Raw genomic sequence first — 14,313 nt, 5'->3', positions numbered from 1 at the left:
TAAATAATTTTATTGTACGGCGAAAATGAAAAATGAAATAATAACGGTCTTGAATGAATATAATTCTCTTGGAATAAATCAGCAACTTGATTACGATAAGTTTTATTTATATTCGATAATTACACATTCAACAGCGATTGAAGGCTCTACGATTACGGAAATTGAAAATCAGGTTTTGTTTGACAACGGAATTTCTTGTTCAAAGCCTATTTCAGAGCAGCTTATGAATCTTGACCTAAAAAAAGCGTATGAGCAGAGCTTTGATTTTGCAAAAAAACACGAAAAAATAACAGTTGGTTTTCTTTGTTCTCTTTCTGAAACTTTAATGAAAAATACAGGCTCCTCTTATAATACAGTTGCAGGTTCTTTTTCTTCTGCAAAAGGAGAATTAAGGCTTTTGAATGTAAGTGCTGGGCGCGGCGGAAAATCTTATCTTGCTTGGCAAAAAGTTCCTGACAAGCTTCAAGAATTCTGCGGCTGGCTCAATGAAGAACTTGAAGAAACTTATTCAGATGACATTGAAAACGCATATAAATTAAGTTTTGAATCTCATTTTAGGCTTGCTTCAATTCATCCTTGGGCAGACGGAAACGGAAGAATGAGCCGTTTGCTTATGAATATGGTTCAATATGAAAAAAATCTTGTTCCATCGATTGTAAAAAAAGAAAGACGTGCTGAATATATAAAGGCAATTTCCGAAAGCCAAGACGCCGAAGATTCTGCAAGCTTCATTGACTTTATGTTTAATCAGCATATTCAAAATCTAAAGCAGCAAATTGAAGAATACAAAAGAAGTTTATGAAGCATATAACGCTTTCGTTTGATGACGGACCTAATGCAAATGTTATGTCAGATATGCTGGATGTTCTTGAATTTAATAGGATTCCTGCGTCATTTTTTTTAGTCGGAAACAAAATCAATGAAGAGTCTGCAAAAGTTGTAAGGCGCGCATTTAAAATGGGATGCGACATTCAAAATCATTCGTTTACGCATTCCGATATGTCAAAAATGAGCATTGCCATGATTCAGGACGAATATGAAAAAACTGAATCCCTTATAGAAAAGTGCATCGGCAAAAGAAGTGAATTTTTCCGTCCGCCTTATATCAGTGTAAGCGTCAATATGTACAAAGCTATAAAAGTTCCCTTTATTGGCGGAAAAGGCTATGAGGACTGGCTTCCTGAAATTACTGCTGAACAAAGAACTGAGCGTATTTTAAAATCTGCGGAAGATGGGCAGATTGTGCTTCTTCACGTAATGGAAGAAAATTATGCTACAGTTCAGGCTGTTAAGTCCGCCATTCCAGTTTTAAAATCCCGCGGCTATGAATTTGTAAACCTGATAGAACTTTTTAGGATAAAGAATATAAATCCTTGTATTCCATTGCATATTTGGACAACAGTAAAATAGAATAGATTTTGCTTTGTTTTTCCACACTGATTAGAAAAAACTAACGATTTTTTTTATTTATTGCGTTTTCAACAGAAAATTCAATAAATTTTTGCCAAAAAGTTGTTTTTTGAAATTTATTCATTATAATGTAAGACAGGTTCTTGAAAAGTTGGTTATAACAGAGATTCCCACATCAAGTGTGGGAATGACAGGAAAATTCAAGTACGACAATGACAGAGAGATGAAACAACTGCGGGAATGACATGAAAATGTTGGGAAAGTTGTCATTTTCGGGCTTGCCCCTACGATGTTTCTGACAGAAACTCGGGTGATAATCCGATGGCAAGATTGATAACTGAGTTTGGTATGCAAACATCGCAGTCTCAAGCACGGTAATGACAGCCTTGTTAGCATAGGAATAACTGTTTAATAGCTGTTTTTATAAAAACTCGGCATTCGACCTATAAGTATGTAATTATTATGCTCAAAAGACATACTTTAATTTCATTGCAAAGGATAAAGTTTTCCTTTCAAAGTTTTTCAATCCACAGTTGGTTTATAAATTAGAATTTCAGGCTAATTAATTATGCAATTGAAAACTTAAGAGCGATATTGTAATATAATTGATGATTGATTTGCAATGTTTTCAATGTTCTGTCCAGCATCCATTCTCAACATTAACATGAGCATCTGAAAGTTCAATGTTTTTTAATGCATTTTCAATTACGGTTTTTATATAGTTAAAAAATGGGAAATAATATGAGCAGTTCAAAAAATAAACCTTTTTTGTTTAGAATATTTTTTTCAATACTTTGGATTTTCTGTGGATTAGTTGGTCTGGTTTTTGCCTGGATGCTTTTTTGCGGACTGGACCGGACTTCTACTGTAAATGCGCTTCCTAATAATTATTCAGTTTATATAAGAACAGATTCTTTTTATGATGCCGTTGAACCTTTAGTTGATTTAAAGGCTATGGATGTTGTTCTTGCTGAGCCTAGTTTTTCTAATGCCCGACAGATTTTTTATTCAATCCGCGAATCAGACTTGCGTAAAAATGCTTTTGTAAAATTAGCTTTTTCCCGTAGGATTGATGTCGCTATGTATGACGGAAGCAATTTTGTTGCAATTGTTGATATGGGTTTTCTTTCTGGAATTTCACGTCTAGCTCCGCTTTTTGCTAAATTTCATCCGGTAGAAAATCTTTATTATATTAATGAATCAGGCCATTCTTATTTTGAATATAAAAAAGGCGAAAAGTCATACTATGCAAAAATCCATAAAAACCTTGTGATTGTTTCTGAAAGCCCAGTTTACTTTGAAAAGGCTATTTCGTTAAAAAATACAGCCGATTACAGCGGCGATGAATTAAAAATCATGAAGAATCGCCTTGCTCAGCCTTTTAGAATTGTTGCAAATGGACGGAATCTTTTAAAACTGATTGGAAAGAAAAATCCATATATTAATTTTGTTGCAGATTCTCTTTCAGAAAATGAGCTAAGCAAAATTGAATTTGGTATTTCTGATGAAAATATTAATGTTGAAATAAAGCTTCCTTTTGAAAAAAGCAGCGAAAAATCAAATGCAGTTCTTGACTTGATTGAACGCAAATCTGATATTCCTGAACTTTTGCCAAAGCTTCCTGGAGCAGTTCAGTATTATACTTTGATTAACCTTGGAAAACTTTCTGAAATAAAAGATGTGGCTTTTGAAGTTCTGGATGAAGGAAATATAAATATAAAAAGAAAGTGGAATGATGCAAATGCCCTTTCAAAAACTTTTTTCAAAGATTCTTTGGAAAATATTCTTTTTTCATGGACTTCTGATGAATATGCTGTCCTTGGCCTTGAAGGAAAATCAAATCCTGTTTTTGTTCTTAAAATTGAGGATGAAGAAAAGCGGCAGAAAGTTTTTGATATACTAATTTCTTCTATTATATTGCGGTCAGATACTAGCCTTCTTTTGGATGGAGTCCGTTTGCCGCGTATTGAATTTCCTAACTTTGTTGTTTCTTTGCTGAATGCTATGAATATTACTCTTCCCAAACCTTATTATATGGTAAAGGATAATTTTATTTATTTTTCACAATCACCTGAAAATCTTGCTTCCATAAATGCCGCTCTCAAAAATGGGGTGAGGCTTGATAAAGATGATACATGGAGAAAGGTGAATGGAAATTCAATTTCTCCTGCTTCTGTAAGTCTGTACTACAACCTTGAGCAAAGTGTTCCATTTTTTGTAAAAGGAAACTCGCTGTTTAATAAAATTCTTCAGCTTTACAATATTGGAAAACTTGATATTTCTACAAAAGACAATGTTATTTCTGCTCGCCTGAATTCAATTTACAGCGAAAAAAGGCAAACTCAGTCTGTTCAAGGGTTTCCTATTCAGCTTAAAGGTAATTCCGTTCCTGTTCTTTACAAATCTGAGAATCCAAAAAATCGTCTTATTTACTGGTACCAGAATCCTGGATTGATTAAGACATTTAATGCTGCAAGCCTTGAAGTTGCTGAAAAAGAAATAGCAGGTCTTGAGTATCTAGTGCCTGCTTCCAAAGTTACTTTTAAGAAGAACGGAGGAGAATTCTGGGCTGTAACAAAAGATGGTCTCGTTTATCTTTTAAATCAAAGCCTTGATGAAGTAGAAAGTTTCCCAATTATGACGGGAATAAGACCAGGCTGTCGTCCTGTGGTTTTTGAGGATTTGCTAGTAATTGTTGGCGATGATGATTTGCTTCACTTTGTTAAATCTGATGGCCAGACTTTTGAATACGCTTTTGAAGATTCATATCAGATAAAAAATGCACCTGCTGTTTACGGTGATAAAATTGCTATTTATAAAAAAGGCTTTGCAGGTTCAGTCAATCTGCTTACTATAAAAGCAAAGAATCCTTTGGAGATTTCTCTTTTGGAAATTCCTGTTGATGGAATTGGTTTTGGCTCACCTTGTATTTTTGAAAATAATAATCAGACTTTTGTTGCTTTTGTTTCTCAGGCCGGAGAACTTTATGTTTGGGATTCAAATGGTGTGCTTGCCAATGCTCTTCCGCTTAATCTCGAAGATATCTTCTATCAAAATGTAAAATATGTAAATGATTCATTGATTGCAGTTTCTGAAAATGGAACAATTTATAAAGTCATGCTGGATGGCTCTGTAACAAAAATCAAGCTGCCAAGTCTTTCTGCAAAATCAGGTTACATTACAGTTTGCGACTATAACAGCGATAAAAAAGATGAAATCTTTATTTGCGGCGATTCAAATGCGATTTATGGTTTTACATCAGACCTTGAATTCTTAAATGCATTCCCAGTTACAGGTTACGGTATTCCGTTCTTTATGGATTTAAACGGCGACAAAAAAACCGACATTCTTTCACTTTCAATTGACAATAAATTAAACGCTTGGAAAATTAACTAATTGGAGAATTTAAATGAAGAAAATCCTTGTACTTTTATCTGCTTTTGGCTTTCTTTTTTCTTCTTGTGTAACTACTTTGCAGCAGGATGTGTTTCAGACAACTAATCTAAACAAAGAACTGATGGAAGAAATTTCTGTTTACGAAGACAGGTTTATTCTTATTGATGCAAATTATCTTATGACTGGAAAATTTGATCAGAATCAGTTGGACAGTTTTCATCAGGATGTATATGCCCAGCTTTCTAAAAGCCATGTTGAGCCAATAATAGAAGCTCACATTACATCCATTGACGGAATACTTTATCTTATGGAAGGAAAAAAATCTAAGGCGGCTGAATGTTACCGGGATTCAAAAGCGATTAAGGGCGGCGATGATTATGTTCTTCTTCTTGGCTCAAAACTTGAAAAAAATATTGACACCTCAATTCAGAAAATAGACGAAATACTTTCTTTTGACCCAAACAATTCAATCCTTCTTTTGGAAAAAGGAAAACTTTTATATTCAAAAAAACAGTACGACAAATCAATAGCTTTTATTGATGAAGCGTTTATTGAATTTGATAATCAGGGCCGCAGTAATTATCGGGCTGTATACAAAAACTTTCGTGATAAGGTATGGATTCTTTACAATTCCGGAATTGATGTGGAAAACAGTTCGGTTCTTTCTTCTGAACAAAATCTAGCCTCTAAGCTGACTAAAGAAACAATGGTTCAGCTGGCTTATGAAAAAACTGGTTTGCTGAATGATTTTACAACTGGAACAAAGCTTTCTGCTTCCCGTCTTACAGAAAAAGTTGCGGAAGCAGGCATGTTTAACCCTGCAACAGATCCAACAGATGAGCAGGGGCTTTCTGCTGAAATTTTAAATTCCGAAGCTATTAAAAGAATTACTTGCGCAAGATTTTTGTGGAATCTTTATGTTATGAACCGAGGGAATCCAAAGCTTGCTGTGAAATATTCAAACCGGTATAAAAAAAATCCGGCGGCTAAATCTCCAGTTGCTGATGTGGAAATCAGTAACCCTGATTTTGATGCTGTTCTTGGACTTGTAGAAAATGAAATTATGAATCTTCCAGACGGAAAGAATTTTTTTCCAGACACAGAAGTCGTTGTCCTTGACTATCTTTCTTATTTGAAAAACGTAAAATGAATTATTGGAGAAAATCTATGAAATTTGCCAAGGTTTATAAAATTCTAATTGCTTCAGCAATCTGTTTGTTTTCTGTTTCTGCATTTTCCTGCCGTAAAAAGAGCAGTGCAGTTTCTGTAAATTATAGTGTTTACAACCCATCCACACGCCTTGATGAAAATGGGCAGCCGGATACTCTTTGTGTGAATTTTGATGGTTCTGTTTCAAAACTGACCGAAGCTGGTTCTGAGCCTTCATCTCAGATTACTATTACACCGCAAATTGCAGGTAAATGGGTTTGGGTTAATGATTCCCAATTACGATTTATACCGCATGAAAATTGGCTTCTGGGAACGCGATACAAGGTTTCTATGCCGTCAGCAATTTTCTCTGAGGATGTTAATGTAAAATCAGACTTTAGTTTTAAAACTGAAAATTTTGTTGTAAGCCTTGAAGATGCCGAATTCTATATTAATCCAGAAAACCCAAAGGAAAAGCGGGTAACAGCAACAATTTATGCTTCTCATCCAATGGTAAAAGAGTCAGTTGCCGGTTGTGTAACTATGAGCCTTGATTATTATGATGCTAATGGAAAATCAATTAAGGTTGAAAACGTTCCTTTTAAACTTAGTTATAATAAATCTGCTTCAGAAGCATATCTTGTTTCTGATCTTCTTCCAATTCCTCCGTATACGTCTGCTCTTAAAGTAAAAATGGGCAAAGGAATTGAAGCGCAGGTTGGTGGAAAATCTTCGGATGAGGAAACAAAAACTGTATCTGTTCCAGGAATGAGTGACTTTGTAAAAATCGAGTCAGTTGATACTTCTCTTGTAAAAAATCAAAATCAGAATTATGACCAAATGCTTGTTATTGAAACAAAAGGTTCTGTTGCTGTTGACGAGCTTGCTTCTTGCATAAGTGTTTTTGAACTTCCAAAAGATCGTCCTGAAATGGAAGGTTGGGATGTAGCAGAAGATGCCTTTTGGTCTACTAATTATGTTACTGATAAAATTCTTAAGATTTCTAAAAAAATTGAACTTTCACCTGTTCCAACAGCAGAGCCTGCTGCAGACTTAAACAGTTTTGGTTATAAAGCAACTCCAGGCCGTTATCTTTATGTAAAAATAGAAGGCGGCATAAACTTTTTTGGCGGATATAAGCTTCGTTTTTATAACGAAACTAATTCTTATGAAACAATAATAAAAGTTCCTGAATATCCAAAGGAGCTTTCGATTATGTCAGAAGGTACAATTCTTTCTCTTTCCGGCAGTCGCAAAATGGCTTTGTATTCCCGAGGAATTAAGAAAGTTTATTACCGTCTTTCCCGCATTATGCCAAAAGATGTAAATCATCTTGTTTCAATGTCCAATGGAGATATGAAGAATTTCCACTTTGAACATTATTCTTTTAACGAAAACAATATTGCAGAATCAGAAACTTCTAGTTATTGGATTCCGGATTATTCAATTTCTGAAATTTCTTATTTCTCTTATGATTTTTCTGATAAACTTCGCGCAAATGCTTCAAAGAATCTGAAGAATGGCCTTTTCCTTTTTCAGGTTGCAGAAAATGAAAATAGTCTTGGCCGAGATTCCTACTATTCAGGAAAATCAGACAAGCGCTTGATTCTTGTTACTGACCTAGGTTTTATTATTAAGAAAAATACTGACGGAACGCGAGATGTATTTGTTCAGTCGATTTCTAATGGAAATCCTGTTTCTTATGCTACTGTAAAAGTTGTAGGTCTGAATGGAAATGTTGTTGCCGCAACAACAACTGATTCAAGCGGCCATGCAAAACTTCCTGCAATTTCAAATTATTCCGGTGAGCATCGTCCTACTGCTTATGTTGTAGAAACGGCAAACGACCTTTCTTTTATGCCATATTCAGAAAACGGAAGAAGCTTGGATTATTCAAACTACGATGTTGGCGGTGAGTACGGAGCTTCCCAGCCTGACAGAATTACTGCCTATATGTTCAGTGACCGCGGAATGTACCGTCCGGGAGAAACGGCCCATATTGCTTTGATTGCCAAAGCAGGTAACTGGAATATTGATTTGCGTGGAACTCCTATTGAGGCAGAAGTTACCGACTCAAATGGTTCTGTAGTATTTAATAAAAAACTTCAGCTTTCTTCCGCCGGATTTGAAGAAATCGATTTTCCTACACAGGATTATTCTCCAACTGGAAATTACACTGTAAATCTTTATCTTTTAAAAGAATATAAAAACCGAGTAGAACGTGAATACCTTGCTTCTGAAACTATTAAGCTAGAAGAATTTCTTCCTGATACTCTGTCTATTTCTGCTGGCTTTGATCCATTGCCGGAAAATGGCTGGATTAATCCTAGTCAACTTAAAGGTACTGTTTCTCTTAAAAACCTTTTTGGAACTCCTGCTGCCGGAAATGACATTAAAGGCCAGATGTTCCTTACCCCTGGATTCCCTGTTTTATACAGGTATTCTGATTACTACTTTGCAGATCCTTTCTACAAGGGAAAATCTTTTGATGAATTCCTTGGAACAAAACAAACTGACGATGCAGGAAAAGCTGAATTTGACTTGAACTTGTCTAAGTTTGAAAAGGCAACTTATAGACTTCAGTTTTATGCAGAAGGATATGAAAAGGGCAGCGGAAGAAGTGTTTCCAGCCAGGCTTCCCTTTATGTTTCGCCTTTAAAATATTTGATTGGTTATAAAGCAGACGGTTCTTTGGGCTACATTAATTCAAATTCTGTACGTAATCTTTCATTTATTGCAATTGACCAGAAGCTTAACAAGATTGATCTTGAAGGTGTAACTCTTAAAATAGAAGAAATACGCTATATTTCAACTCTTGTAAAACAGTCGAACGGGCTTTATAAATATCAGTCGGTAAAAAAATCTTATCCTGTAAATGAAAAGCAGATTTCAATCAGTAAAAATGGCACTGATTTTATTGTTCCTTCTGATGCTGCCGGTGAATTTAAACTTACTCTTGCAGATAAAGATGGATTAATTTTCAATACGATTAATTACACAATCGTTGGTGATAAAAATGTTTCCCGTAGTCTTACTAGAACTGCAGAGCTGGAACTTAAGCTTCAGTCAGGGGATTTAAATCCTGGTTCAACTGCGGAAATCTTCATTAAGGCCCCTTATGCAGGAACTGGTCTTATTACTATTGAACGGGACCACGTATATACCTACAAGTGGTTCAAGACAAATGAGCTTTCTTCTGTTCAGCATATTCGTATTCCAGAAGAGCTTGAAGGAAACGGATATATTAACGTAATGTTTACTAGGGATTCTGCGTCTAATGAAATTTTTATGAGTCCTTTCTGTTATGGCGCAATTCCATTCTCTGTTGGCAGGGGAAAACGCACAAACAATATTACTCTTAAAGTTCCGGATGAAATTAAATCTGGCTCCGACCTTACAATCAGCTATTCTTCTTCTGATTCTGGAAAGATTGCAATTTTTGCAATTGATGAAGGAATTCTTCAGGTGGCAAAATATTCTACACCAAATCCGCTCGCTTATTTCTTTAAGAAACGGGCTCTTGAAGTAAGGACTTCCCAGATTTTGGATTTGATTTTGCCAGAATACAATGTTCTAAAAACTCTTTCTGCAACTGGTGGTGGTGCAGAAATGGAAATGCTTGCAAAGAACCTCAATCCGTTTAAGCGGCGCCAGAATGCTTCTGTTGCATACTGGTCTGGAATTATTGAAACAGGTCCTGAAAGCCGCAGTGTAAAATATCATGTTCCGGATTACTTTAACGGAAGCCTTAGAGTTATGGCGGTTTCTGTTTCCAAGGATAAAATTGGTGTGGCTCATGTTTCTACAATTGCAAGAAATCCTATTATTATTGTGCCTAATGCTCCGCTTGCTGCAGCTCCTGGCGATGAATTTGATGTTTCTGTAACTGTAACAAATAATCATAAGGGCAGCGGAAAGAATAATATTCTTCTTAAGGCTATTCCAGCTTCTAATCTAGAAATCATTGGAGAGTCTTCTGCGGCTCTTTCAATTGAAGAAGGAAAAGATGCAGTTGCTGAATTTAAGGTTAAGGCAAAGAATGTTATTGGTGCTTCTGAACTCAAGTTTACTGCAACTGACGCGAGTGAATCCTGCACAATTTCTTCTACTTTGAGTGTTCGCCCTTCTATGCCATATCAGGTTTGGATTAGTGCGGGTTCTACTAAAAAAACATCTGCAGAAGTAGATGTAAATCATAGGCTTTATGAAGAATTTGCAACTCGTGATGCGGCGGTTTCAAATGTGCCAACTACATTCCTGGATGGCCTGAAATTCTTCCTTGAAAAATACCCTTACGGCTGTGCAGAGCAGATAACAAGCAAGGCGTATCCATATTTATATGAAGACTTTGTAAAAGCTGGCGGTAAAACTCATGCTGATGCTGAAAAAATAGTCTCTGACACTATTGGCATTATTCAGTCTCGCATGAAGTCTGACGGAAACATTGGTTACTGGACGAGCAAGAGCCCTGTAAATCCATTTATTACACTATACTGTGCAGAATTCTTAACTGATGCTCAGAACAATGGTTTCTATGTTCCTGTGAATATGATGAACCAAGTTTTAAGTGCAGTAAAAGGCATTGCCGAAAAGAACGATGACTCGTCAAGTGGAATATACCATCGTTCTTATGCAATCTACATTCTTACAAAAAACAGCATTGTAACAACTTCTTATATTGAGAAATTGGAAGAAGACATGAACCGTAAGAATTTCTCTGCAACGGACTACGAAGGCCTTTACCTTGCTGCTTCTTACTCAATGTTAAAGCAGGATAAAAAAGCTAATGCTATTCTTCAGAAAGTAAAAAACAAAAAGACATTTGACTCTTCATGGATTTTCCAGAATGGACTTCATTATATTTCGACTTACATAGACATCATTGCTTCTTACTTTCCGTCAAGAATCAGTGATATTAAGGCAAATGAGGTTGAAGAGCTTTGCAACTATCTGGATTATTCTTACTACAGTACAAGTTCAGCGGCTGCCGCAGTCCGTGCCTTTGAAAGTTACGCTTATACAGACAAGTCGGAAGTTTACAAGGCCCTGGCAGTTACCGGAGAAGAACAGACTGAGCTTGAGTTAAAAGGCGATGCTGTTCTTAAGGGAAGCTTTTCTGATAAGACTGAAAAAATAAAGTTCACTTCTGACAAATCAATGCCAATGTTCTATGGAACAATTCAGGCTGGTTTTGAAAAAGAAATCCCTTCAAAGGAAATCAAAGAAGGCCTTGAAGTTTCCCGTGAGTATCTGTCAGAAAATGGAAGCAAGGCTTCTTCTTTTAAGGTTGGAGATACTGTAACTGTTAAGATTTCGTTCCGCTCAACAAAGGGAGTTATTGCAAATGTTGCTCTTGTTGCTATGTCTCCGGCGGGCCTTGAAACCCAGATTCAGTCTATACGTAATTCAGAAAACGGCTCTTGGACTCCTGATTATGTTGATATTCGGGAAGACAGGGTTGTAATTTACGGTACTGTAACAGACAAAGTAAATACCTTTGCTTATAAGGCAAAGGCCGTAAATTCCGGAACTTTTGTTGTTCCTCCTATGTTTGCAGAAAATATGTATAACAAAAAGATTAGGGCTCTTAGTTCGTCTCCTGCAATGAAAATTGAAAAGGCAAGGTAATTTCTGAATGAAATTCACTAGAAAACTGATTCCTACGGGAATTGGTTTGCTTTTTCTCGTTTTAGCAGTCTCTTTTGCTTTTAATATATTTTATGAAAAACGCAAGGGAGATGTGCTTAAAAACTTAGAGTTTTCAAGATCTTATTCTGACTGCAAAGGCCATCTGCTTCAGGTTTTTCTTACCTCTGATGAGCAGTATAGGATTTTCCGTCCTTTAAGTGATTTTTCTCCCCAGTTCATTGAATTGATTCTTATGCAGGAAGACCGCTATTTTTTCAGCCACCACGGAGTTAATTTTGCGGCTGTTTTTAAGGCCGGCTGGGAAACCTACATTAAAAAGTCTCGTCGCATGGGTGCTTCTACAATTACCATGCAGGTGGCAAAACTAAACTATCACATTTATACAAAAAGCATTTCGGGCAAACTCAGACAAATTCAAAAGGCCTTGTATCTTGAAATGTGTTTTAGTAAAGCACAGATTCTTGAAGCCTATCTGAACATGGTTCCCTGCGGCGGAAACATTGAAGGCTTTGAAACTGCGGCTTGGTATTATTTTAATAAAAGCATAAAAGACTTGAATTTTTCTGAAAATGTGATGCTTTGCGTGCTTCCACAAAACCCTATAAAGCGCGCTCCAGAACCAACAAGGACGCCTTCAGAACTTATTCAGGCACGAAAAATTCTTTTCTCATCATGGCTAGAAAAACATCCGGAAGATTCTGACAAGGAAATTTTTATGGACATGCAGCTTTCAGTTGTCTGCAAATTTCCCAATGAAGCCCGTCATTTTACAGAAATGCTGAATGTTACGGATGGTGTAAAAAAAACTCTTTCAAAAAGAACATTACGGACAACTTTGAATTTGGAGCTGCAGCATAAATGCGAAGAAATTTTCAACGCATACATAAACCAGAACAAACATTTTGGAGTTAAAAACGGCGCAGTCCTATTGCTAGACTGGAAGTCCATGGATTTGCTGGCAAATATAGGTTCTGCGGATTACTACAATAATTCAATCGATGGACAAGTAAATATTACTACTTCAAAGCGTTCTCCGGGTTCAACTTTAAAGCCTTTTATTTATGCCTTGGCTTTGGAAAAGGGATTGATTCACTTTAGGACAATGCTAAAAGACACACCTCAGACTTTTAATGAATATACTCCGGATAATTATGGAAGCATTTTTAAGGGACCGGTTCAGGCTTGGTTTGCTCTTTCGGACAGCCGTAATATTCCGGCAATTACACTGAACAGGGAGTTAAAAGACTACGGGCTTTATGAATTTATGAAGGATTCCGGTGTAAAAGAAATAAAAGAAAAGGAACATTACGGCCTTTCAATAGTTCTTGGAAGCTGTGAAGTTTCTATGCTGGAACTGGTTAAAATGTATGCAATTCTGGCAAACAACGGAATTATGCATGAAATTAATTTCTTTCCTGTCCCTAAACTGGCGCCGGGTAAAAGGCTTCTTACAAGGGAAAGCGCTTTTATTGTCCGTAAAATGCTTAAGGATAATACACCTCCGTATCAGAACAAACCTAAAGATATTCAGGATATTCCTGTTGCTTATAAAACTGGAACTTCAATTGGATTTAAGGATTGCTGGAGCGTTGGAATTTTTGACCGTTATATTTGTGCTGTCTGGATTGGAAATGCAGACGGAGAAGGAAACAATGCCTTTATTGGAAGACTTATGGCGGCACCTTTGCTTTTTAATATTGCCTATTCAGTTTTGTCAGACTTACCGGCAAAAGAAAGACTTTCCAGGGAAATGAATCCGGATGGCTGCACACAGGTTGAAGTATGTTCTGTTAGCGGCGGACTTCCTGGCCCGTATTGTCCTGATAAGGAGTTGGCATGGTTCATTCCAGGTGTTTCTCCTATTGAAAAATGCAGGATTCACCGCAAAATAAATATTGATAAAAGAACCGGTTACCGCACAGATGAAGTGCCTGAGGAAAAGCCTTATGTTGAATCAGTTGTTCGGGAATTCTGGCCCAGCGATTTGCAACATCTTTTTGAGCAGGCTGGACTTCCTAGAATGGTTCCTCCTGAATATCCGCCGGAAGAATATAAAATGGACTTTAAGAAACTGGGGTTCCCGCCGGAAATTATTTCTCCAATGAGCGGAACTGATTATGTTTTTCGCTTTAAGGACCAGTCCAAAAATAAAATTATGCTGTGTGCTTCTGCGGATGCGGATACTTCTGAACTGATGTGGTTTATGGGTACAGAATTTATAGGCAGGTCAAAACCGGGGCAAAGCATTGAATGGGCACCTAATCCCGGAAATTATAAAATTTCAGTAACAGATCAGAAAGGCCGTTCAGATGTGGTATATGTTTCTATTGTAGGAACTGGAGAATAAAAATTTGTGCTATAATCACATCTTTAGCATGAAAGATGACAAATTGCTATAATGGATGCTGCTTATACTCCTAAGAACATCACTGTTGTGTCTTATAGAAATGGTTCATGAATTCCTTTAGAAATACATGCACCATTTCTAAGGGAATTCGTGTATCATTTCTAAATAGCCTGAAATTTGAGTTTTTAAATCAACTGTGGGCAGAAAAAAACTGTTAAAAACTTAGGCTGTCGCTGAGCATGTAAGCTGCAATGCTTTTCGCCTTGTGGCTCAGGCAGGGGATGTCTAATAAGTTCTAAATGTCATTGTCGTACTTGATACGACAATCTCTAAATGATTGCAATATATGCATTTAGATTTTC

The 14,313-nt window shown here is 36.5% G+C and carries 6 protein-coding genes; all 6 read left to right on the top strand.

Annotated elements, in window-relative coordinates; translation table 11 throughout:
• Positions 1–25: 25 nt before the first annotated feature.
• The 6 genes from B4C08_RS00455 to pbpC all read left to right on the top strand — a co-directional run bounded on the left by B4C08_RS00455 (position 26) and on the right by pbpC (position 13,951).
• Positions 26–802 (top strand): Fic family protein, encoded by a 777-nt coding sequence (locus tag B4C08_RS00455; protein ID WP_296662099.1) that lies wholly within the window; start codon positions 26–28, stop codon positions 800–802.
• Positions 799–1,410 (top strand): polysaccharide deacetylase family protein, encoded by a 612-nt coding sequence (locus B4C08_RS00450; protein WP_296662098.1) that lies wholly within the window; start codon positions 799–801, stop codon positions 1,408–1,410. The genes B4C08_RS00455 and B4C08_RS00450 overlap by 4 nt, the downstream gene beginning before the upstream one ends.
• Positions 1,411–2,139: 729 nt before the next feature.
• Entirely contained in the window at positions 2,140–4,806 is a 2,667-nt protein-coding gene (locus B4C08_RS00445; protein WP_296662097.1) for an FG-GAP repeat domain-containing protein, read from the top strand.
• Positions 4,807–4,819: 13 nt separating this feature from the next.
• Positions 4,820–5,956 (top strand): hypothetical protein, encoded by a 1,137-nt coding sequence (locus tag B4C08_RS00440; RefSeq protein WP_296662096.1) that lies wholly within the window; start codon positions 4,820–4,822, stop codon positions 5,954–5,956.
• Between the two features lie 17 nt (positions 5,957–5,973).
• Complete coding sequence (locus B4C08_RS00435; RefSeq protein WP_296662095.1) at positions 5,974–11,583, top strand: alpha-2-macroglobulin; 5,610 nt, start codon at positions 5,974–5,976, stop codon at positions 11,581–11,583.
• A 7-nt stretch (positions 11,584–11,590) separates the two neighbouring features.
• A complete protein-coding gene (gene pbpC, locus B4C08_RS00430) occupies positions 11,591–13,951 on the top strand; it encodes a penicillin-binding protein 1C (protein ID WP_296662094.1) in 2,361 nt (786 codons plus the stop codon).
• Positions 13,952–14,313 lie beyond the last annotated feature (362 nt).

The organism is Treponema sp. UBA753 (assembly GCF_002297325.1).
Taxonomy (GTDB): domain Bacteria; phylum Spirochaetota; class Spirochaetia; order Treponematales; family Treponemataceae; genus Treponema_D.
Note: the sequence above shows the minus strand (reverse complement) of the source record. Positions and strands in the feature narration are given on the sequence as shown.